Raw genomic sequence first — 23,619 nt, forward strand, 5'->3', positions numbered from 1 at the left:
GGACTGTATCATTTCGATACAGTCCCTATTTTTAATCTTCATTAAATTCTAATCTATCTATGATACTTAAATTATGTTCCTTTGCAAAGTTAGCTCCCATATCTAAGTCATACATTTCTTCAGGATTATGAGCATCTATTCCAATTATTCTTTTTACATTATATTCTTTAGATAATTCCCAAAACTCTTTTATTGGATACTGATATCTTTCCCCATTATTATAAGAAAGCTTATCTTTTCTCATACCATTTACATTTATTTCTATAGGCATATCCATCTCTTCAGCAGCTTTTAAAATCCTTTTTGATGCCTCTTCTGCATGTTCATCCCAATTTCTATAAGTCATTCCAAAAAGATCTGGATGAGCAAGATAATCAAAATATCCACTTTTAATAGCCTCTACTACAAAATCAGCATAAACCATTAAGCTTTCAGGCGTTAACTCTATTGTACCAACATAAACCCACTCTCCTTTATAAGGAAAAAAGTGCACTCCTAAAGCTAAATAATCAGCCTTATATTTCTCCTTTAATTCTTCATAAAGCCATGCAAAATCAGGAAAATATTCACATTCCATTGATCTCTTTATTGATATTTTATCTCCATATTTCTTTATTGCCTCTTCTATTTTTCCAAAATAATCTTCTAAATCCTCATAAGCCATTCTATGATAATTATCTATATTCTTACCTGGATGTGGTAAATGATCAGAAATTCCAATCTCATCTATATTAGCTTTTATAGCCTCTTTAACATAATCTTCAATAGTTCCAGTAGCATGATTACATCTATATGTATGTGTATGATAATTGCTTTTCATTAAAATTCCTCCTATGTATTCAGCTTTTTTCATTTATTATTGTATCTAATTATAAAAAATTGACCAACACTAAATTTCTATTCTATAAATCCATTATCTCTTCTTTAGTTTAATTTGCATAAAGTATTTACAATTAACATAGAATTCCTTCTATCAAATTTTAACTTGCCCTATTTAATACAAAATACTATACTGATAATTGTAAATTTAAATACTAAAATTTTACGAAAGAGGACAATATGAAAGAACAATACTTTGAAAAATTACTCAACATAAAAACTTCTGGTGAACAAAAAATATTTAATGAATCTCTTCATTATAACAGGTATGAACCAACATCCTATGAAGTATTAGATGCTCTTTGCTCCCAATATGAATTTTCCGAAGATGATTCATTAATTGATTTTGGATGTGGAAAAGGAAGATTGAATTTTTATATCAATTACTTTTTTAATACTAAGGTCACTGGAATAGAAATGAATAACTTTTTTTATAATGAATGTTTAAGCAATAAAAAATCTTATTTATCACAAAATAAAAATAACATAGATAAAATAAACTTTATTAATTGCTTTGCAGAACAATATGAGATAAACTCAAAGGATAATAAATTTTATTTTTTCAATCCTTTTTCTGAACAAATATTTATAAAGGTTATTGGAAACATTCTTGATTCTGTATCTAATCATGAGAGGCAAGTAAATATTATACTTTATTACCCTTCTGATGATTATGCCTACTATTTAGAAAATTACACTCCTTTTTCTCTGAAGAAGGAAATAAAAATACCTAGAAAGTATGAACATGATTCAAGAGAAAAAATCCTTATATATGAACTTAGCTATTTAAATTTAATAATTTAATATAGAAAACTAAAGAAAAGAGAGGATTTATTTATGAATGAAACTATAAATTATGATTCATTATTGATCTTGTCTGTAGTAGCTTTTTTTACTCCTTTTTTAGTTTCAAAACTAAAAAGAGTAAAAATCCCCTATCAAGTTGGGGAGATTTTTATAGGTATACTATTAGGTAAAAGCTTTTTAAATATAATTAAACCTGATATTTGGATATTATTTTTATCAAATCTTGGCTTAGCTTACTTAATGTTCTTAAGTGGTCTTGCCATAGATTTTGATGAGCTTAAACCTAAAGAAGGAGAACTTTTAAAGGATTCAAAACTATTTACTAGTATAAAAATGTTTATTGTATCAATAACAACCTCTATACTATTATCCTTCACATTAAAGTTTGCAGGAATTTCTCAAGGCTATTTATTCTTCGCCTTATTATTCACTGCTGCAGCCCCTGGTCTACTTGTTCCTATTTTAAAAGCAAAGCACATTATAAATAGTAGCTATGGACAAACTTTACTTGTTTTTGGAATAATAACTCAATTAGTAAGTTTAATAGGTGTTACCTTTGTTGCTTCAGTTGCAGTAAATGGCGTTACTTTTAAAAGCTTTACTTTCTTAATAATTTTTGCTGTGGCCATAATAGTTTACTTTATAGCAAGAATAATTTTTAAAGTTCATGATTTCTCAACAATAGCATTTAAAAATCTTCACCTTAGCGTAAGAGGTGCCTTTGTTCTTGTTTTAGTATTAGTTGCTGTAGCTGAAAAAGTTGATTCTGAGATAATTTTAGGCTCATTTTTAGCTGGTATGGTATTTTCTCTAATAGTCGGAAAAGCTAAAGATGAAATCTCTCATCAATTAGATGTGGTTGGATATGGTTTCTTAATTCCTATATTCTTCATAATGGTAGGTGTTAATGTTGATTTAAAAGCTGTTTTTGAAAATCCACAATCTATTGCTAAGATACCTTTATTTATACTTATTTTCTTCTTAGTAAAATTTATACCGTCCCTTTTATTAAGAAAAAAATATGGAACTAAGAATTTTTTAGCAGCTTCTATGCTTTTAACAGCTCAACTTAGCTTAGTTATAGTAGGTGCTCAAATGGCCTTAAACTTAGGTTATATAAATACAGCTGATTATTCAGCCTTTGTGGTTACAACAGTAATAACTTGTATCTTATTCCCAATACTATTTGAAAAATTTATTGTATTTGATGAAGATACTAATGATACCGTAGAGGAAGATGAAAAAATAATAATACGTGAAGTAATTGTTACTAGTCACTGGTATATTGGTAAAGCTCTAAAGAATTGTAAGCTTCCTACAGGCTGTAGAATCTTCTCCATAGTAAGAGATGATCATGAATTTATGCCAAATGCTGATACTATCTTAGAAGAGCATGATTTAGTAATACTTGCTGGTGTTAAACATGATGTAAATGAAACACTTAATATGCTTTCAACTTGTGACTTAACTTTACCAGAAGAATAAAAAAAGAGAGTTTAAAACTCTCTTTTTTTATTCTTAATATATTAAGTTACTTAATTTTTTCATTTCTTTTACTACATAAAAAAGTTTATAAAGTAGTACAAGTATTAATCTTTCATCCTCTGTTTTTGCCTTTTCTAAATCTTCTATTACTAAATCTTCAAAATCTTTTTTCTTCATATAATTTTTAAAATCCTCAAAGCTTTTTTTAAATAAAGCTCTATTGTTTTTTATCATAGGACTCTTAACTAAAAAGTTTATATCTGATACAAAATCATTTTGTAATATTAATAACTCTTGAATCTGCTCTGATTTTATCTCTTTATTATTATAATTTATCTTCTTCCAAATACTATAACTTTCAAAAAAAGATAATACTAATTTTTCTTTATCTGAATCATCCTCTATTAAACTATCTAATATGTCCTCATTTAAATAAACATATCTCTTTATAGCCTTATTAGTTTCATCTTTCATTTTATAAGGAAATACATAATTCATAACTATTGCAACAATTATTGATGCTATTAAAATAAAGAATACCCTGTATTCACTTAATACGTAATAAGGTGTATGTGATGGATCCATTAATCCTGCCATTAATAAAGCATTTAATGTTATGAATATACATCTTATTTTGTAAGGAACAATGAACATACTTAAATATATGCAAATAACTATAAAAACAAATATTAATATTAGATTTGATTGAACAAAATAAAAAACTATATTAAATAAAATGGCTCCTATTATAGTACCTATAACTCTTGCCTTTGCTTTCTTATTGCTTTGTTCTGCGTATGGAATTAATAATAAAGAAATGGTGAATAATGCCCACTTCCCTTGAAAAATTTCAAAATAATTTACTATAAACACTGAAAAAGATAGTGTTATAGCAGCTTTTACTGCCAAATTAAATCTTAATGATCTTATGCTTAAATTTTTTCTAAACTTATGTAAATTAGCTTTTGAGGCTTTTAAAAAATTAATATTATCATTTGTATAATTTTTAATATCATCTTCCTTTACATCAAGCCCCTGTAAAAATTCTTTTATACTTAATTTAGCATTATAATAACTATATCTATCAAAGTCATCTCTTAATTTAAATGAATCCAAATAATTGTAGTATTCATTTAAGATCTTTTTAAAATTTTCCTTATCTCCATTAACCGTAAAGTTTTGTACATTTTTAAGTAATTCAATAGTTTTTTCAATAAGTTCCTTATTAACCTCTCTTTTTACGACTTCAGATGAAAGACTAGTTAATCTTTTTAGAAAAACCACTATTAAATTTTTAAAATATATGGAATACACTTGCTTTTTATCTAACTCTAATCTTTCATGAACCTTTACCTCAAGCTCCTTAATCATTAAAGCTACCTTTTCACTGTTATCTTTTTCTATATATCCAGTTTTTAATAATTCATTTAAATTTGTAATTAACAAAGTAATACATCCATTTATTGATTTATTGAATATATTATTAAAATTATACCTAGCTAAAATATAATAAAGTATCATTATAACTATACCGCCAAATATTAAAGCAAGTACTCTTTTTGGTAATTCATTAATTGTAACTGGTTGATATAACAAAAATAAATATAATTGTATAAAACCTAAAGCTTTAGTAGGTTTTGTATCATAAGTAAATGTAAAATATATAAAAAATGATACAATTAAGGTTACCATAGCACCTAAAATAGGGGTAAGTCCTGCAAAATATGCTCCTAAACCAACAAAAAGCTCAACCCCAATAAAATATAGTGTATGATGTATTGGGTTTATTGTATAATCCTCTCCAAACATTGCAGTAACTGTAATAACAGCTGCTAACCCAATAAAAAGATTTTCTTTTCCAAACAATAAAACAAAGAATAGTATAGAAGTTAAGGCTATTAAAAACATTTTTAGATACATAATTTGTTTCTTCCACATGTTTTATCACCTCTTGTCAAAACTCGTACTATTTTTATAATAAACACTAAGGTAACACTAATGTCAAGATGTATGCTAACCTTAAACATATTACTTACTTCACCTATGCTAAACTTATGCTTCATCTTTTTACCTTCTTTTCTTAAGATTTCATTATAAAAATGAACTGTTTATATATTTATTATAAACTAAAAGTTTTTTTAAAATATAATATTTGATATAATTTTATAAGATACTTATATAATAATTGGAGGAAAATATTATGGATAAGTTCATTGAAATTAAGACTGAAGAATTAAAAGAAAGTCCTTTCAAGTTAATCGGAAAAGATTGGATGCTTGTAACAGCAAAGAAAGATGATAAAGTTAATACAATGACAGCTTCTTGGGGCGGTCTTGGTGTTATGTGGGGAAAAGATGTTGCTTACATTGTTGTAAGACCTCAGCGTTATACAAAAGAGTTTATAGATAATTCTGATACTTTCTCTTTAACATTTTTCGATGATGAATATAAAAAGACATTAGGTTACTTAGGAAAAGTTTCTGGAAGAGATGAAGACAAGATTTCAAATTCAAATCTTACATTAAATACATGTGAAAACACACCTTATTTTGAAGAAGGAAAAGTTGTTCTTGTATGCAAAAAATTGTATGGACAATACTTAGATCCTAAATGTTTCTTAGAAGATGGAATAGATAAAAGATGGTATCCTGAAAAAGATTACCACATGCTTTATATAGCAGAAATTAAAAATGTACTTATAAAGAAATAAAAGTTTAAAGCAGTAGATATGAATAATTCTACTGCTTTTTATACTCCTATTATTTAGCAAGATTTATGCTTTTCTCCTTTTGAAGGATTTCCTTGTATATAATAAATTTTATAATCCTTATATTCTTTATTAAAATTCTTACCCATATTAGTGTATACCTCATAAGAAATTCTTGGCAAAAAATAAACAATAATAAATATCTTATTATTGTTTATTTAATACTTACAAAATTCTATTTATTTTTTTTGACCTCTTCTAGATAATCCTTTTTATTGACTATATTTTTTTCAAACTCCTTTACTGCACTTTTTGTGTAATTTCCTAAGGCAGCCCTACTTAAATTGTTCTTATTATTCATTTTTATCACTGCTCCTTTATATATAACGTTCTAAAAGAACATTTTCATAAAACACTTTAATTAAAGAGTTATTAACTGTAGTATTTTCTGATAAAAATGCTATTATTCCTTCTTCATTTCTCCATGGATTATTTGAATTATGATATTTAACTTCTCTCAAACTTTTTAATTGCTCTAATTCTTCTATAAGGATTAAGAACTCATTTCTCAAACAGTTGAAAATTTTTATATTAGCTTCTACTTTATTTTCCTCAATATTTAATAACATTTTAAACAATTCACCTTTTATGGAATTACTTTTTGTTAAAAACTTTTTATTAAGTTTTACAAGTTCTACAAAGTCCTTATTTAAATACTGATAAACATCTGTTCCAATCATTGTAAAGCTCTCTATATTTTCTAATATATCTAAAAGAATATAAATGTAATCTTTAGTTAATTCACCTAGATTACTTGAAATATTAATAACTAACCTCTTTTTTAACTCTTCTAAAATGTATTCAATCTTTTCTTTATGACAAGTACTTCTATAATTTTCTACTTCTTGATTTATAAAGTCGAGTATTTCATCTCTCCATAATTTATAATTAGAATCATTTAAATTCATTGCTTCATAAAGTTCAACATTATTCGTTATGCCATTATAGGTTAAACTTCCTGAAGATATATAACAAAATTTATCTGTTAATATAAAGTTAGCTTCATTTATTGAATTTAATATTGTTCCTATATTATTTTTCGAAAAATTTTCTATGAATTTGATTTCATTGACAACTTCTCTTTGATTTCTAAACATATAATTAAATGGACTTATAATTATTTTAGGACAATCAACATTATTTAATACTTCCCAGATCTTATCTGTAAATGGCAGTTCTCTACACCCTAAAACTATATATTTGGGATTACAATTTATTATATTAACTAATGTATTTTCTAAATTATTATCTAAATTTTTTATTCCTAAAGCAGCAACTATACGATTACTTACCTTATCAACTCTGCTTCGCATAAGTTTTTATCAAGCTCCTTAAAACTTGATAATTGCCTCCTTTCATAAATTTAAAATAATATAAATATTTTTATTTTTAGCTTAAATTTCAATGCTCTATCCCATCTTTATAGCAATGAAAATCTAAACTTATTTATACTCCCTTATACTATTCATATTATCAAAATTCTACATTTTTGTGATTTTTATCAAGATTTTCTATGCGTTTTATAATAAAAAAAGTCAGCTTAAGTCTTAGCTGACTTTTTTAAACTCTTTAATCATATTTTTGAATTCCAAAACTCATCTATATTAATTATACTATTATTTAATCTAGATTCTTCAGCCGCAAAAGCCATAATATGACTTTCTATACTTCTTAAGGCTGATGTTCTTGTTTCACTAACTCCTTCTCTTATAGATTTTATGAAATCCTTCATAATTCCAATATCTCCTCCAAGATGTCCTCCTTCAACTTCTTTTGGTATTATAATTTCTACTTCATCACTTCCAAACTTTTTAATTTCAATAATATTTTTTATATCATTTCCACCGACTTCACCTTCTGTAAACATTAATTTTATAGTTCTATGGATATCCTTTGTAAAAGCTGACAAATTAAATGTTGCAGTTACTTCATTATCAAAATCAAGTATTGTGACCATATGATCTACAACATTATTATCACATTTATAAACACATCTTCCATATGGTCCTTCTCTTAAGGATTTTTCTAAGTTTTCTGAAGTCGGATTAGGATGTACAACTGAAGTAAACACAGGTTTTTCTCCTAAATATAACTTTTTTGCAGAATAAGGACAATCCTCCTCACATTGACACTCTAAACACCTATTTCCCATATCCTTTTTAAAATTCTCTTCCTTAAAATAAGTCAGATGACCAAAAGAAGCTATTTTTTTACACTTAGCTCCAGTTAGCCATAATAATATATCCATGTCATGACAACTTTTAGCCAAAATTAATGGTGATGTTTCATTAGAATTTCTCCAATTTCCTCTTGTAAAACTATGAGCAAAATGCCAGTAACCTATATTTTCATTATGTTGAATATTAATAAGTCTTCCAAGCCTCCCACTATCTACTATATTTTTTAAAGCCTCAAAGAAAGGAGTATATCTTAAAACATGACATACCATAAATACTCTATCATTATATTTTTTTGCTAGTTCCCCTAGCCTTATAACTTCACCTAAGGAATTTGACATCGGTTTTTCTAACAAAACATTATATCCCTTTTCCAGTGCTATTTTTGTTGGCTTAAAATGTCCTTCATCATTGTTTGCTATTATAATACCATCTGCTAATTTATCTTCCTTTAACATATTCTCCCAAGTATTAAAAACAAGCTCATTCTTTATACCATGCTCCTCAACAAATAAATTTCTTCTCTCTTCATTAGGCTCTGCAATTGCAACAATTTCAACATCTTCTTTATTTTTCAAGGCATATGAAGAATAAGCAAATCTTCCTCTTGCCCCAGCTCCAATAACAGCTATGCTTACTTTTTTCATTATAATCCCTACCTTCATAATTAATATTGCATTTTATTATTAGTTCTACAATTTCATATATATTCCTTTTATTAAAATAAAAAAAGGTATGTCTTAATAACATACCTTTCAACTATTATAAATTTCTTTTTTTAGCTATACCTGTTAGCATAAGTGCTATAGCTCCATCCCCAGTAACATTACATGCTGTTCCAAAACTATCTTGAAGAGCAAATATTGTTAGCATAAGTGCTGTCCCAGCTTCGTCAAAAGCTAATACGCTAATTATTAACCCTAAAGATGCCATTACAGTTCCACCTGGAACTCCCGGTGCTCCTATAGCAAACACACCTAATAATAATATAAATAATATCATGGTTGGCAAACTAGGAATTTTACCATATAAAATTTGTGATACTGTCATTACAAAGAATACTTCTGTAAGAACTGAACCACATAAGTGGATGTTTGAGCATAATGGTATTGCAAAATCTACTATGTCCTCTCTTAAGGCCTTTGATTTCTTAGCTGATTCTAAAGCTACTGGTAATGTGGCAGCACTTGACATTGTTCCTACGGCAGTAAGATATGCTGGTCCATAGTATTTTACAACTTCCCATGGATTTTCTTTTGATATCAATCCACCTATTAAGTACAAAACTGTTAACCATATAAAATGACCAAATAATACAATTAATATAACTTTAAAGAATACAGGAAGCTGAGTACTTAAACCACCTTCATAAGCTAAAACTGCAAAATTAGTAGCTATGAAAAATGGTAATATAGGTATTATTATTTTATTTACAATACTAAGTACTATATCTTGAAATTGATCTAAAAGCTTTTCTACTAAATCAGCCTTTGTCCATCCAACAGCTAGTCCTAAAAGTAAAGCTAATGCTAAAGCACTCATTACACTCATCACTGGTGGTATATCTAATTTAAATATAAGTTCTGGTAATTCCTTCAATGATGATATATTGGATACTATAGATAATTTAGGAATTAAAACATATCCAGCAATCATTGAAAGAGTAGCAGCAAAAACTGAAGATAAATAAGCTATTAAAACAGCATATCCTAACAATTTACTTGCATTCTCCTTTAATTTAGCAATAGATGGTGCTATAAATCCTAAAATAATAAGAGGAACAGAGAAAAATATAATTTGTCCTAATACATATTTAATAGTCACAATTGTTGACATTAGCCCCTCTGAAGAATATGTACCTATTATTATTCCTAATATGACACCTAAAATAAGTTTAAAAATAAGATTATTAAATAATTTCTTCACAATTTAACCCCCTTTATTTTGTATTTTCTATGTAAAGAATTATTTATAAAGCATAATAAAATAAAAAAACTTCCGCCTCTATACAGAGGCAGAAGTATAAATTCCGCGGTTCCACTCTGATTTTATGTAATAAAATATTAATAAAAGTTAAATTACAAAATCTCTTTAGGTACAAACATACCACTCTGCTATAACGGGCATTCCCGCATTCCCCTACTTTAACCTAAAATTATTTCTGGAAATGAGCTCATAGAGGCACTCATGAAAAAATTCTTTAAAGTCTTTTCCAACCTAGAAGACTCTCTCTGTATAAAGAAATTAATTCTACTTTTCTAATCATAGCCTTTACTTTATCTAAAAATTAATCCTTAGTGTTTTCCTAAGAATTAATTTTATTATAATGTGAATTTTATCCTTAGTCAACATAAATTTAAAATTTTGTAAATAAAAAGAGTAATATGTTTACAAACATTACTCTTTTTATTTCTAAATGTATTTCTATAATTTAAATATAACTATTACTACGAATTTTACTGTATATAATGCCGAATTTTATAATCTAACTGTTGCTACATCATTTTTAAATATATTAGGTATATAATTTAGTTTTAAATCTTTAGCTCCTATAGGTTCTTGAACTACAATAGTTCCTGTTACTTCTTCTCCTGGAGATAAAATTCCTTTATTTAAAGCTTCTTTGCCGTCAATAGCTGTAAAAGTTCTATCTTTTATTTCCCCCTTACTATTTTCAACTTGGAAGCTATATGGATTATAATTCATATCTGAATTTCCATTATTCTTAAGTGTTACATTAAGAACTACAAATTCATTACCATCCTTAGGTTTATCACTATCTGTTCCCATACTTGTTTTGATGCTATTTACTATGAAGCTTTGATTATTAATTTTAACTGTATCACCTATATTATAAACTTCTTCACTAGCATATTTATTAAAGCAAATTTTACTTGCTCCTCCAAGTACTATTAAAGTAACTAATACAACAATTATTCCTTTGAATTTTTTCGACATCTAATCACCTTACCTATATATTTTTTTAAGAACGTATTTGATTATATAAATCTCAATATTCCAAGTCAATATTCAAATTCACTATTAGCTTTTATTTTAAACATTTTCATCTTTATTATTCATTAAATTTATTAAAAATATACCAATATTTAAATTCTAAATTTTTCCTTTAAATTAATTATTAAACTTAAATTTTTATTTATATTGCGAAAAAAAGTTAATCAAAATACAAAAGAGTTAACCAATTAATAATTTCTTACTTCAAAATTAAGGTTAACTCTTTATTACTTAATGATTAAATTATTTGTAAATTAAATTTTATATGAATAAGTTTAATCCTGAATCTTCAGCTGCTCCTAAATATGATGCAACTCCTCCAATTTCAACTCCATCTATAAACTCTTCTTTCTTTATTCCCATTAAATCCATACTCATAGCACAGGCAACTACATTTACCCCCATATCAATAGCATTTTTTATTAATGTTTCTAAATTTTCAACATTATTGTCTTTCATTATTTTCTTTATCATAGCTGGTCCCATTCCCATCATATTCATTTGGGATAAAGGAAGTTTTTCTGAATTTCCTGGAAGCATAGCATCAAACATCTTTTCAATTGTTTTCTTTTCAACTTTTGGTTTGTCTTTCCTCTTTAATATACTAAGTCCCCAGAAAGTAAAGAACATAGTAACTTTTTTACCCATGGAAGCAGCTCCTGTCGCTATTATAAAGGATGCTATAGCTTTATCTAAATCTCCACTAAACACTACTAAAGTAGCTCCATCTTTAGTAAGATTACCTGAATATTTTCTTACACATGCAGATTCTGAAGTTCCCTTTTGAATATAAGCCTCAACAATTTTTTTATCATTCATTACCGCTCTTAAAAGAGTATTTCCTGTTTTTTCACACCAACTCTTTATGTCTTTTACAAAACCTGGATCACTTGCAGAAACCTTTAAAATTTCTTCATCCTTCATTTTATTAGTCTCTTCAAAAACTCTTTTTATAGGTCCTGGACATTGAAGACCACATGCATTTAAATTAACATCTACTTTTATATTATTTAAATCAACTTCCTTCGAATTCATATTCTTCTCCTCAATATTAGCTAAACTTTCTTTTTTTAAAATTTCTTGATTTCTCAGAGCACTATCTACTTTTTTTATAGCTAGATATGTCTTAATTCCTCCATCTATATTAGTTACATCATATCCTTTTTGCTCTAATATTCTACACCCTACATATCCTCTTAATCCTACCTGACAAGTTACATATATCTTTTTATCTTTTGGAATCTCATTTATTCTTTCCCTTAGCTGTCCAAGTGGAATATTTACAGCGTTTTCTATTTTACCTGTCATAAGCTCAAATACTTCTCTAACATCCACAATTAAAGAATTATTTTTATCTAGCAAATCAACTTCATGCCATTGAATTGTTTTCACATTACCTTCAATTATATTAGAAGCATAGTATCCAAGCATATTTACTGGATCTTTTGCTGAATTATAAGGAGGTGCATAACAAGGTTCTATATCCTGTAAATCTTCTACCTTCAATCCCGCCTTAATAGCTGTTGCTAAGACATCTATTCTCTTCTCAACACCTTCCATTCCAACCCCCTGTGCTCCATATATTTCTCCTGTTTTAGGATTAAATAGCATTTTAAATGCAACTGGGAAAGCACCTGGAAAATATCCCGCATGAGAAGAAGGATGAATATGAATAGCCTTATATTGTAATCCTAATCTTTTTAAAGTCTTTTCATTATTTCCAGTTGAAGCAACAGTATAGTCAAAAACTTTAGCTACCGAAGAGCCTAAAGTTCCTTTATATTCAACATGTTTTCCACATATATTATCAGCAACCAATCTTCCCTGTCTATTTGCAGGCCACGCTAAAGGAATCATTGTAGGTTTCTTATTAACAAAATCCATGATTTCTACAGCGTCACCTAAAGCATAAATGTTTTCATCTGAAGTTTTCATTGTTTTATCAATAATTATTGCTCCTCTTTCATTTAAATTTAAACCGGCCTCTTGAGCTACTTTAGTTTCTGGTCTAACACCTATTGAAAGAATTATCATATCAGTACTTATTTCTCTTCCACTGCTTAATAAAACCTTTTTCCCGCCCTCCTCAAAAGAAGAAACGCCATCTTCTAGGATAAGCTCTACTCCTTTATCTATTAAATGCTCATGAATAATACTAGCCATCTCAATATCTATGGGTGCCATAACTTGATTTGAAGCCTCAACTAAAGTTACCTTAATCCCTCTTTCATGAAGATTTTCAGCCATCTCAAGACCTATAAATCCACCACCAATTACAGTAGCATGCTTAGGCTTAATATCATCTACATAAGCTTTTATCTTATCTGTATCTGGAATATTTCTAAGAGTAAATAAATTATCGCATTTATCTATGCCATTAATTCCTGGTTTTAAAGGCTTAGCCCCTGGTGATAAAACTAAAATATCATAGCTCTCTTCATATTCCTCACCATTTTTATGATTTTTTACTTTTACTTTTTTATTTTCTTTATCTATTGAAATAACTTCACTTAAGTTTCTTATATCTAATTTAAATTTATCTGACATTTGTTCTACAGTTTGAACTATTAAATTACTTCTATTCTCAATTGTTTCTCCTATATAGTAAGGTAATCCACAGTTTGCAAAAGATATATATTCACCTTTCTCAAACATTACTATTTCAGCATTTTCATCTAATCTTCTAAGTCTTGCTGCAGTAGAAGCTCCCCCTGCAACTCCACCAACTATAACAATTCTTTTATTCATAATAATAAGTTCTCCTTTAAATAACATTGTTTCTTATTGATTTATTTTGTGATTTTTTTAACTTTGAGACTCATAATCATCTATCTAATTTACAATATAATTATAAAAAAATATATGTACTTCTTCTGTGACTTTGTCACACAAAAAAAAGCACCTTCTTTAACTAGTAAAGAAGATGCTTTTAATATTACTTGTTATTTTTCTTTTTTAATAATCTTACTCCTGCCAAAGATGCTATTAAACCAACAACGGCAAAGTTCGCAACATCTTGTCCTGTATTTGGTAAATTATCTGGCTTCTCTGGTTTCTCAGGCTTCTCTGGTTTCTCTGGTTTTTCTGAAGGATCATCTTTTATTGTAAAGTTTATTTTATAGGTATTCATAGCACTTCCTTCTGATATTACCTTAATATAACTTGTACCAGGAATAGATGGAGTATTTTCAATAAATGCTTTTGCTTCTTTGCTATTTACCACTGCTTCTATTTCAGGTGTTCCTGTATAATCCTTTGGTAACTCCACATCATATTCAAAAACATCAGGCTTGAACTCCTTTATCTTTTCTCCATTTACTTTTAAGGATTTTAAAGATGTATCTTTATTTGCTTCAGATTTTATAAATTTAGCATCCGCCCAGTTTCCATGATCATATTTAATATTTCCATCATAATCTTCAATATATAAGGCTAATTTCTTAGCATTTTTTAAATCTACTTCAACTTTATGTCCATTCCAAGTGCTGTATATTCTATCACTATTGAATACTTCTTTTCCATCAACCTCAACTCTAGCTACTACAGATGGTCCATATCCGCTTACGCCTCTATCCATTCCAACATAAGCTTCAAATTTTTCATATCCCTTTCCTTTTAAGTCAACTACTATTTCTGAGTTTGAATTTACTCCTACACCTTTATCAAAAGTTTTTGTCATACCATCAACTTTTAATACTAATGGATTATTTACTACTGACTTATCTCTTACAGGTTCATACATTCCAGAAGTTGCGCTTTCCCACTCTATATCTGAAATATACTCAACATTGTGCGTTCCAAAATTTATAACATATTCTTTGCTATAAATTTCATTTAAAAGATCATCTTTATGAGTAACCTTAACAGTAGCTTTTCCTGGGATTGTATCTACATTTTCTATCTCTACATCTATATTATCATTAGCTTTTACAACTTCTATTACTGGAGGCTTTTCTAATGTTTTTTCTAAATAATCTACATTATACTCTGTAATATTTTCATTAAAGTCTTTTACGCTAACTCCATCAACTTTAATATCTTCAACTAAATCTTCCTTTAAATTCTTTTTACTTATTTCCATTGGAGAAACACTATCATCTATTCCTTTAAGTTTAAAAGAATAGTTGTATGTTTTTCCACTTTCATTCATAAATTCTCTGTGTGGTTTTGCACCCCAACTGTTATCTCCACCAACACCCATTTGTCTATAATTAAGTCTTAAAACAACACTGTCCTCTTTTTCTAGTTCATATGGGTGACGTTTACCTGATGAAAGTTCTTCAGGAGTGTAATTTAAAGCATTAAATTCTATACTAGGTATTCCAGATGCCATTAATCCTACTCCACTATTGTTAGTTAATGTTACCCATCTAGTATCTGTTCTATTTCCTGTTTCAGATGGTTCTATATATGGAAAGAAGAAATCTTCTACTTTTTTATTATAAACACCAACATCATATCCAGTATTTCTGTCAATATAGTTCTCTTCTGGTCCTCTTCCATACCAAGTAACATTATCAAACTCTTTAGGAAGTTGAAGCATCATTCCTATCTCAGGTATTTCAGAAAGCTCTTCTGGAGCATTAAGAGTGTTACTTACAACAACCTCTCCATTTCCATAAACAATGTATTCAACATTAAGCTTAGATTCTACACTTGTTGGTAATGTAAAATCTACATTTATTTTTACAGCTTTATCTCCAACTTCTGTAATTTCTAGATTTTCAACCTTAGCATTTACTCCTGCATGTCTCCAAGTTTCAAATACTCCTTCAAAACCAAACCCCTTATCATTATCATTAGATGCTCTCCAGTAATTAGGTCTTATAGCTTCTTCTATAAGTTCAGTCTCACTTCCATTTTTGTCTATTTTATATGATTCTAAAGCACCTGTTGCTTTATCGAAAGAAACTTTAAATCCTTCTCCATTAACATTTACCTTATTCTCTTCATCTTTAAGTTTTATTGAACTCATTGAACTTAAATCAATTCCTTTTTCAGCCTCATTATCAAATGGAAGCTTAAATTGTTGTTTTGATACTACATGTCCTTTTTCAGCCCAAGATTCATCTTCCTTTAATTCAAAGCTTAAATTTAACCAATACTCAACTCCTAGTTTAACCTCGGGCTTTGTAAATGGAACAGTAACTTCTTTTGAACTTAAAGGATCAACTGATAAATCTAAGTCTCCACTTTGAACAACCTTATCATCCGCTCTTAATTCCCATTTCCCCTTATATTTATTTACATTAGTAAACAAATGTTCATTTATTATATTAACCTTTCCATTAAGAATATCAACATCTTTTATTTCAATCTCTTGATAAACTTTTTTAACTTCTTGAAGCTCAGGTTGAACTGTTCTATCAGCTGAAACTAAACCATTAGCACAGAAGTTTCCATCTGTAAAATCTTCATCTCCCCAATCTCCACCATAACTAAAGTACTCTTCTCCAGTTTCTTCATCTTTCATTCTTATGGATTGATCAACCCAATCCCATATAAATCCACCTTGCATTATGTCGTATTTATCAAAAACATCCCAATACTTTTGAAGATTTCCTATACTATTTCCCATTCCATGTGCATACTCACATTGTATATAGGGCTTTGTATTATCAGGATCATTAGCATAAGATTCCATTTCTTCTATAGTTCTGTACATTCTACTGTATACATCACCTACATTTCTCTCTGCCTCGTAATGTACTAATCTTGTTGGGTCATTTTCTCTTATCCAGTCTGCAGCTATCTCGAAGTTCTTTCCTCCGCTTGATTCATTTCCTAAAGACCACATTATTATACTTGGCTCATTCTTTGATCTTTCTAACATTGATTTTTGTCTATCTATAACTGCTGCTGTCCATTCCGGTCTACTTTGTGGTATGTCATCTAATCTACCATGAGTCTCTAAATTAGCCTCATCCATAACATATAATCCATACTCTTCAGTTAAGTCATACCATCTTGGATCATTAGGATAGTGAGATGATCTAACTGAATTTATATTATATTGTTTCATAAGTTCAATATCTTTAATCATGCTTTCTTCAGTTAAAGTTCTACCAGTGTCTGGTAAAAACTCATGTCTATTTACCCCTTTAAAAGAGATTGGTTGTCCATTTATGCATACCTGATTATTTATTACCTCAATCTCTCTAAAACCAACTCTATTACTTATTGTTTCAATTACTTCTCCTTCACTATTTTCTAAAGCAATTACATAAGTATATAAATTAGGTGTTTCTGCTGTCCATTTTTTAGGATTTTCAATCTTTGTATTAATATTGATTATTGCATCCTCTTCATTATTTAATTCAAACTCTTTAAAATCTTCTTTTACTAATTCTTTATTCTCATTATATAAAAGGCCTCTTATCTTATATTGTCCAACCTCAATTCCATAGTTTGAAACATTAACTTCCACATTTAAATCTGAATCTATATAATTCTCATCTAAATCTGTAACTAATGTATAATCTCTCATATGAGCTTTAGGAGTTGAATATAAAAATACATCTCTAAATATTCCACTTAACTTAATCATATCTTGAGATTCTAACCAACTACCATCGCTCCATCTATGAACCTTAACTGAAATTTCATTGTCTCCTTCTTTAAGGAATTTTCCTATATTAAAATCATGTCCTGTAAATGAATCCTCACTATATCCTACATATTCACCATTCACATATAAATAATATGCAGATTCAACCCCTTGAAAAGATACGAAAACTTCTCTTCCATCCCAACCTTCAGGAACAGTAAAAGTTCTTTTATAATAACCAATTGGATTATAGTCAGTAGGAACATCTGGTGGCTCAGGTATATTGTCTTGATACTCCCAAGGATAAGCAGTATCATTATATCTTGGTTGATCATATCCATGTAACTGCCAGCTTGATGGAACTGGTATAGTATCCCATGAACTTGAATCAAAGTCAGTCTTATAAAAATCTTTTATATCCTTATTATAGGTTTCCACCATATTAAATTTCCAGTCTCCATTTAAAGACATGTAATTCTCAGAATTAGAATAATTTGAATACTTAGGATTATTAAGCGCATCCTCTATACTATTAAAAGGCATTAATGTAGAATGTGCTTCCTCTCTATTATCCTCAAATTTTTCAGGATTGCTAGCCCAAAAAGCACCTTTCTCAATTTCTACGCCTTTCATTTTAGCAAAAACCCATTCACCGCTAAAATTATTTAACAGCATACCAGAACTTAAAGCAACAGTTAAAATTTTAGCAATTGTTTTTTTGTTCATCATAATATTCTCCCCCTTAAAATAATTGGATCTGTTGAGTTAAATGAACATTACTCTTTTCAAATTTTCAAAATATAAGGAATTTGTTGAAAAACATTTATCTCATCAAAAAAGAAAAAAGCAATTAATAAAACTAATGTAAAATACCATTACTATCATTGAAATAAAATATATAAGTTTAGATTTGATAATCAGCCTAATTAAATTAATAATCTCCTTTGCTATGCAAAAAATTATTTAAACTTATATAAATTTCAAAAATCAGTAATTCTACTAATGATTATTCCTTTTTTTGTAATCATTAACATTTTATGTAATTTACAGTAATATTTTACTATAAGGGATAAGTTATGTAAACATTAACATTTTACTAATAGTTTAACTTTTAAAGACATTTCTGTTAATTAACTTAATTATGTTAATTTAAAATTTTTATCAAATTTAATCGTGACTCTACTTTTATATCTATTAAAATCTTATAAATTCAAGTTAAATAATAAAGAAAAAACAAGTAAAATAAGTTAATATTATTCTTTACAATTTACAAACAGATTAAATGCATATTAAAAGGGAATATTTTATTAACATAAATATTTCAAAGTATTAGTAAATAAAATGGTAAAGGCAATTCTAACAGAATTGCCTTTACCATTTTAATGACAGCTACTATATTTTTAGGAGGGTTTGTAACTTACTTAAAAGTTTTTGGAATAAATTCATCACTTTTTGCCTTTGGTTCTCCAAAAACAGCTTTTACACTCTCACTTTGAGGATTATGATTTATGTGCTTTTTATTATTATTTTTTTTAGTCATTAATATCACCTCAATTATATGTTGTGTAAATTCTCATTCTTTATTCCTCCCATATCTTTACTATGCTATCTATTTGATTTATTATAAACTCATTAAAAATACTTATGTATTTTTAAATTCTTTATTTACCTTAAGTATATTAACTCCTAGTAGAAAAGATATGATTGTACTTATCCACCCTAAATAAGAGCCTTCAAAGAAAAAAATTATGGCTCCTATAAAAAAATAAATTATGCCTATTATCCATAAGACTCTCTGATTTTTTAAGGACATAAAATCACCTAAAAACTTTCTATTATAAATTATATGATTCTCTTCTTTATGCTGCCCCTATAATTATAATACATCTTTTTTATTTATATTTAATATGGAATTTACTCCATACTTAAGTACCAATGTTTTTGAACCTAATATATTGGCAATCATGGAAATTCCTCTACTCCTTATTCTGGCGTGTCTACAAGCTAAAACAACAATTTTATTTTTTTCATATATTTTTATTTTCTTAATTATTGTATATAACTTAGGTAATATATAAATTATTGACTTTGTCATTGTAGAAAAATAAGTTTTATTCTCAAACATCCCTTCTAATTTTAATGACTTCTTGTCATCTAGCAAAGGGAAATGAACACTATTTTCTAGGTGTTTATAATTAAATTCTTTATAAGTTCTTAAATCTAAAATTAAGTACTCGTCTTTTTCACATATTTCTTTATAATCTATATAATCAAAAAACTTATCTATAAATTTCATTTTTTCAACATTAAAAAAATCACTCATCTAAAACCTCTTGCTAACAATTGATACTTAATTATATTCCTTTCTCTTCATCAAATTACCAAATCGAAACAAATTTTACTAGTATCATATTTAATTAATTATTTTGTATTATTGTATTAAGTTTATTACTTTACCATTAAAACTATAAAATCTTTGCTCATTTTCATAAAATATGAATTTGTTTACATAACTTTTAACCTCCTTCAAGTTAACAAATAATGAATTTATTAACATAATATACTTTAATTTAACTGTTATTATTTGTATAATTATAAAAAATAGGGTTTTAAAAGTATATTTGAGAGGTGATTTTATGGAATCAAAAGAAAAAAACAAACTAACCCTAACCGCTTTTATACTTATGATATTCACATCGGTTTATGGCTTTACTAATATGCCAAGAACCTTCTACTTAATGGGTTATAGTGGTATTATATGGTATATAATTTCAGCCGTTCTATTTTTTATTCCTTATGCTTTTATGATGGCCGAATATGGCTCCGCTTTTAGAAAGGAAAAAGGGGGTATATATTCTTGGATGGCAAAATCCGTAAATCCTAAATTTGCTTTTATAGTAACATTTATGTGGTTTTCTTCAAACCTAATATGGATGGTATCTGTCTCTTCATCTATATGGATTCCACTGTCTAATGTATTCTTCGGAAAAGATACAACTGCATCTTGGACTATATTAGGGCTAAAAGGACCTCATGCAATGGCCTTATTAGCTACAATATTACTCCTAACAATAACTTTTATTTCATCTAAAGGACTGAATAAAATCTCAAAAATTACATCTATAGGTGGAACAGTTGTAGCTTTAGCCAATGTAGTTTTAATTCTTGGTGGTATATTTGTGTTAGTAAGTAATGGGTTTACTACTGCTCAAGGGTTTAACATTCAAGAATTTATTCACTCTCCGAATCCAGCCTACCAATCTCCTTTAGGTGTATTAGGATTTGTTGTTTTTGCAATATTTGCTTATGGTGGGATAGAAGTTGTTGGTGGATTAGTTGACCAAACTGAAAATCCTAAGAAGAACTTCCCTAAGGGAATAAAAATTTCAGCATTTATAATTGTTGTAGGATATGCAATTGGAATACTTTGTATTGGATTTTTTGTTAATTGGAATAGAGATTTAACTGGTCCAGATGTAAATATGGCTAATATAGCTTACATTATAGTAAATTACCTTGGTTTTTATATAGGTCAAGCGATTGGATTAAGTCTTAACGCTTGTATATTCTTAGGTGACTTGCTAGCTAGATTTATAGGACTTTCAATGTTTTTAGCTCTTACAGGAGCTTTCTTCGCAATAACGTATTCTCCTTTAAAACAATTAATAGAGGGTACTCCTAAAGATATTTGGCCTGAAAAATGGACAAGATTAAATAAAGAAAAAATGCCAGCTACTGCTATGTGGATTCAATGTATAACTGTAATAATATTTGTATTATGCTGTTCAATAGGCGGACAAGATTCTTCTAAGTTCTTTAATTATTTAATCCTTATGGGAAATGTAGCCATGACATTACCGTATATGCTCTTATCATTTGCTTTTCCATTCTTTAAAAAGAAAAAGGAAATAGAAAAACCTTTTGAAGTTTTTAAAACCTATAAAAGTGCCTTAGTTTGGTCAATTATTGTAACATTGACAGTTGGTTTCGCTAACTTTTTTACAATAATACAACCTCTTACTTTGCCAGAAAAAGATTATACTGCTGTGGTTTTCCAAATTTCAGGTCCAATCATATTTGGGATATTAGCTTGGTTAATATATAGAAGATATGAGAATAATGTTTTAAAATCAAAGATTTCAAATATAAATAATAAAGTTGACGATAGACTTGAAAAAATTGAAATGGCAGAAGAAGATATTACTAATGATGAAATAGGTCTAATAGATTTAGAAAATCCTAATGATGGCCATTCAAAAGTTCATAAAGCTGCTTCTGTAACTGAGGCAAATGATAAAGGTAAGTAATAAAAATGAGTATAGAATTTTTATAATTCTATACTCATTTTTTTAATGAATAACTTTTTCTATCTTATATTCCATATTACATGTTTTTTCCTCTTTGAATAATAAAAGAGCAATTAGAATAAAAAGTGCGCATCCAACTCCTATTTCTAGCGGATAAAATGGCAACTGATTTTTATCTAAAAGCATAGGTAATAATGCAATTGCTGCTACTGGCGGAAAATGAATATTAAAAACTTCAAAGAAAACAAATACACTAAGTACAACTAAAATCGTACAAATCCATAGAGGTACTCCTAAGTATTCATTTAATCCTACTCTAAAAAATGTTCCTAATAAAGCAACTATTATAAAAAGTAAAAATAAACTTTTTGCACGCTTCCTAAATTTACAATGACAATTAGTAAGTTCAACAAAAGCAACTATTAAAGGAGGTGCTATTAATAAAGTTTCTTTAAATCTTACTGAAAAATATGTTAATATTCCAACTATAAAAAATATCTTAACCATTTTTATAAATTCTTTTTTTCTTAAAGATGGATCTTTTTCAAGACTCTCAATTTCTTCTTTTAGTTCTTCCTTTACATCTTCTATTTTACTACAACTATTATTCTCCATAATATATTGAATTAATACTATGGCCATAGTAAGTATAAATACAGATATTGGATATATCCAAGTTTCAGTTCTAAGTAAAATTGGTAAAATACAAGCAGATATAATTGGAGCAAGTGTTGTTTTGGTAATCTTTAATAATAAACCTGTAAAAACTAAACCAATAAGTACTTGTAATGTTAATCCTAAGTGCACATATCTGACTACAAGTACACCAGTTATAGAACATAAAGTCATAAGTGAAACTAGTCCTATTTTACTAACCTTCCATGGTTGTTTTTCTAATACCCAAGTTCCTACAACAAGTGCAGCTACTTCTGGGAATATAACTTCTCTTTCTCCTGTATATTCTGCAATAACTACCATAGCTAATATAAGCATAAGTGCTATAAAATATCTTTTGTATCTCATAATAATACATCCTTTGTTTAAAATTTCAAACTTATTTTATCACACTAATTAAAATTGTTAAAAATAAAACAATATTTTCAATTTCACATTTAAACATTTTCAATTTTTAAATTACTAAAAAAACAACTATTTTCTTAATCATTTCTTAATTTAATATATATGTTGTTAACATATTTCAAATAATTAATAACCTATATATTAAATAAACAATTTAATATATAGGTTATTTCTGTGTTTATTCTATCCCATATCAAAATTTGAAATCCCACTATTATATAAAACAGTTCTTCTTAAATTATTATCTGCTGGCAAATAGCATGGTTCAAAGGCTAATGCTGCTCTATAATATCTTTGAGCTAATAAAACATTTCCTTTTTTTTCTTCAATTACTCCAAGTAAGTTTTCTATTTCTGCTGAATTACTATTAAGTATTAAAGCACTTCTTAGTAACACCTCAGCTTCATCATATTCTTTAGTAACAATATATTTTTTCGCTTTATCTATACATTCTTTTATATACACATTTTCCTTCATACTTAATATCTTTTTTCTTATAGATTCAATTTGTTCTATTAAATCATCTATTAAACATTTTGAAATTATAATACTCAT

17 protein-coding genes are annotated in these 23,619 nt (G+C 27.7%); 4 read left to right on the forward strand and 13 right to left on the reverse strand.

Annotation, left to right across the window (positions count from 1 at the left end; translation table 11 throughout):
* Positions 1 to 31: 31 nt before the first annotated feature.
* Positions 32 to 820: a histidinol-phosphatase gene (locus tag OIF33_RS06830; RefSeq protein WP_322503477.1), complete on the reverse strand. Its 789-nt coding sequence runs from the start codon at positions 818 to 820 to the stop codon at positions 32 to 34.
* Positions 821 to 1,059: 239 nt separating this feature from the next.
* Between OIF33_RS06830 and OIF33_RS06835 the strand changes: the two genes are divergently transcribed.
* Both OIF33_RS06835 and OIF33_RS06840 read left to right on the forward strand, forming a co-directional pair.
* Complete coding sequence (locus OIF33_RS06835; protein WP_322503478.1) at positions 1,060 to 1,683, forward strand: methyltransferase; 624 nt, start codon at positions 1,060 to 1,062, stop codon at positions 1,681 to 1,683.
* A gap of 33 nt (positions 1,684 to 1,716) precedes the next feature.
* Positions 1,717 to 3,171, forward strand: a complete 1,455-nt coding sequence (locus tag OIF33_RS06840; protein WP_322503479.1) for a cation:proton antiporter — start codon at positions 1,717 to 1,719, stop codon at positions 3,169 to 3,171.
* A gap of 33 nt (positions 3,172 to 3,204) precedes the next feature.
* Here OIF33_RS06840 and OIF33_RS06845 read toward each other — a convergent pair whose 3' ends face one another.
* Positions 3,205 to 5,109: an FUSC family protein gene (locus OIF33_RS06845; protein ID WP_322503480.1), complete on the reverse strand. Its 1,905-nt coding sequence runs from the start codon at positions 5,107 to 5,109 to the stop codon at positions 3,205 to 3,207.
* Positions 5,110 to 5,371: 262 nt separating this feature from the next.
* Here OIF33_RS06845 and OIF33_RS06850 point away from each other — a divergent pair, with 262 nt between their 5' ends.
* The gene (locus tag OIF33_RS06850) at positions 5,372 to 5,881 is read left to right on the forward strand and encodes a flavin reductase (RefSeq protein ID WP_322503481.1); all 510 of its coding nucleotides are present in this window, start codon (positions 5,372 to 5,374) and stop codon (positions 5,879 to 5,881) included.
* A gap of 232 nt (positions 5,882 to 6,113) precedes the next feature.
* Here OIF33_RS06850 and OIF33_RS06855 read toward each other — a convergent pair whose 3' ends face one another.
* The 9 genes from OIF33_RS06855 to OIF33_RS06895 form a co-directional block, all read right to left on the reverse strand.
* On the reverse strand, positions 6,114 to 6,239 hold the full coding sequence (locus OIF33_RS06855) for a hypothetical protein (protein WP_322503482.1): 126 nt from the start codon (positions 6,237 to 6,239) through the stop codon (positions 6,114 to 6,116).
* Positions 6,240 to 6,255: 16 nt separating this feature from the next.
* Complete coding sequence (locus OIF33_RS06860; protein ID WP_322503483.1) at positions 6,256 to 7,251, reverse strand: hypothetical protein; 996 nt, start codon at positions 7,249 to 7,251, stop codon at positions 6,256 to 6,258.
* Positions 7,252 to 7,511: 260 nt separating this feature from the next.
* Positions 7,512 to 8,762, reverse strand: a complete 1,251-nt coding sequence (locus OIF33_RS06865; RefSeq protein WP_322503484.1) for a Gfo/Idh/MocA family oxidoreductase — start codon at positions 8,760 to 8,762, stop codon at positions 7,512 to 7,514.
* A 115-nt stretch (positions 8,763 to 8,877) separates the two neighbouring features.
* Complete coding sequence (locus OIF33_RS06870; RefSeq protein ID WP_322503485.1) at positions 8,878 to 10,041, reverse strand: dicarboxylate/amino acid:cation symporter; 1,164 nt, start codon at positions 10,039 to 10,041, stop codon at positions 8,878 to 8,880.
* A gap of 552 nt (positions 10,042 to 10,593) precedes the next feature.
* Positions 10,594 to 11,073, reverse strand: coding sequence for a DUF4352 domain-containing protein (locus OIF33_RS06875; protein WP_322503486.1), 480 nt, complete (start codon positions 11,071 to 11,073; stop codon positions 10,594 to 10,596).
* 318 nt (positions 11,074 to 11,391) lie between these two features.
* Entirely contained in the window at positions 11,392 to 13,878 is a 2,487-nt protein-coding gene (locus OIF33_RS06880; protein WP_322503487.1) for a CoA-disulfide reductase, read from the reverse strand.
* A 187-nt stretch (positions 13,879 to 14,065) separates the two neighbouring features.
* Complete coding sequence (locus OIF33_RS06885) at positions 14,066 to 18,406, reverse strand: glycoside hydrolase family 2 TIM barrel-domain containing protein (protein ID WP_322503488.1); 4,341 nt, start codon at positions 18,404 to 18,406, stop codon at positions 14,066 to 14,068.
* Between the two features lie 688 nt (positions 18,407 to 19,094).
* Entirely contained in the window at positions 19,095 to 19,217 is a 123-nt protein-coding gene (locus tag OIF33_RS06890) for a CPC_1213 family protein (protein ID WP_322503489.1), read from the reverse strand.
* Between the two features lie 336 nt (positions 19,218 to 19,553).
* The gene (locus OIF33_RS06895) at positions 19,554 to 20,000 is read right to left on the reverse strand and encodes a rhodanese-like domain-containing protein (RefSeq protein ID WP_322503490.1); all 447 of its coding nucleotides are present in this window, start codon (positions 19,998 to 20,000) and stop codon (positions 19,554 to 19,556) included.
* Positions 20,001 to 20,313: 313 nt separating this feature from the next.
* Between OIF33_RS06895 and yjeM the strand changes: the two genes are divergently transcribed.
* Positions 20,314 to 21,984, forward strand: coding sequence for a glutamate/gamma-aminobutyrate family transporter YjeM (gene yjeM, locus OIF33_RS06900; protein WP_322503491.1), 1,671 nt, complete (start codon positions 20,314 to 20,316; stop codon positions 21,982 to 21,984).
* A 42-nt stretch (positions 21,985 to 22,026) separates the two neighbouring features.
* Here the strand turns inward: yjeM and OIF33_RS06905 are convergent, their stop codons facing one another.
* On the reverse strand, positions 22,027 to 23,007 hold the full coding sequence (locus OIF33_RS06905; protein WP_322503492.1) for a hypothetical protein: 981 nt from the start codon (positions 23,005 to 23,007) through the stop codon (positions 22,027 to 22,029).
* Between the two features lie 240 nt (positions 23,008 to 23,247).
* Positions 23,248 to 23,619: a hypothetical protein gene (locus OIF33_RS06910; RefSeq protein ID WP_322503493.1), complete on the reverse strand. Its 372-nt coding sequence runs from the start codon at positions 23,617 to 23,619 to the stop codon at positions 23,248 to 23,250.

Source organism: Clostridium sp. LIBA-8841 (assembly GCF_034439435.1).
GTDB lineage: Bacteria > Bacillota > Clostridia > Clostridiales > Clostridiaceae > Sarcina.

What these genes read in the sequence shown, in the direction of transcription:
- OIF33_RS06830 (WP_322503477.1), bottom strand. Translation starts at nt 820, where the DNA reads ATGAAAAGCAATTATCATACACATACATATAGATGTAATCATGCTACT.
- OIF33_RS06835 (WP_322503478.1), top strand. Translation starts at nt 1,060, where the DNA reads ATGAAAGAACAATACTTTGAAAAATTACTCAACATAAAAACTTCTGGT.
- OIF33_RS06840 (WP_322503479.1), top strand. Translation starts at nt 1,717, where the DNA reads ATGAATGAAACTATAAATTATGATTCATTATTGATCTTGTCTGTAGTA.
- OIF33_RS06845 (WP_322503480.1), bottom strand. Translation starts at nt 5,109, where the DNA reads ATGTGGAAGAAACAAATTATGTATCTAAAAATGTTTTTAATAGCCTTA.
- OIF33_RS06850 (WP_322503481.1), top strand. Translation starts at nt 5,372, where the DNA reads ATGGATAAGTTCATTGAAATTAAGACTGAAGAATTAAAAGAAAGTCCT.
- OIF33_RS06855 (WP_322503482.1), bottom strand. Translation starts at nt 6,239, where the DNA reads ATGAATAATAAGAACAATTTAAGTAGGGCTGCCTTAGGAAATTACACA.
- OIF33_RS06860 (WP_322503483.1), bottom strand. Translation starts at nt 7,251, where the DNA reads ATGCGAAGCAGAGTTGATAAGGTAAGTAATCGTATAGTTGCTGCTTTA.
- OIF33_RS06865 (WP_322503484.1), bottom strand. Translation starts at nt 8,762, where the DNA reads ATGAAAAAAGTAAGCATAGCTGTTATTGGAGCTGGGGCAAGAGGAAGA.
- OIF33_RS06875 (WP_322503486.1), bottom strand. Translation starts at nt 11,073, where the DNA reads ATGTCGAAAAAATTCAAAGGAATAATTGTTGTATTAGTTACTTTAATA.
- OIF33_RS06880 (WP_322503487.1), bottom strand. Translation starts at nt 13,878, where the DNA reads ATGAATAAAAGAATTGTTATAGTTGGTGGAGTTGCAGGGGGAGCTTCT.
- OIF33_RS06885 (WP_322503488.1), bottom strand. Translation starts at nt 18,406, where the DNA reads ATGATGAACAAAAAAACAATTGCTAAAATTTTAACTGTTGCTTTAAGT.
- OIF33_RS06890 (WP_322503489.1), bottom strand. Translation starts at nt 19,217, where the DNA reads ATGACTAAAAAAAATAATAATAAAAAGCACATAAATCATAATCCTCAA.
- OIF33_RS06895 (WP_322503490.1), bottom strand. Translation starts at nt 20,000, where the DNA reads ATGAGTGATTTTTTTAATGTTGAAAAAATGAAATTTATAGATAAGTTT.
- yjeM (WP_322503491.1), top strand. Translation starts at nt 20,314, where the DNA reads ATGGAATCAAAAGAAAAAAACAAACTAACCCTAACCGCTTTTATACTT.
- OIF33_RS06905 (WP_322503492.1), bottom strand. Translation starts at nt 23,007, where the DNA reads ATGAGATACAAAAGATATTTTATAGCACTTATGCTTATATTAGCTATG.
- OIF33_RS06910 (WP_322503493.1), bottom strand. Translation starts at nt 23,619, where the DNA reads ATGAGTATTATAATTTCAAAATGTTTAATAGATGATTTAATAGAACAA.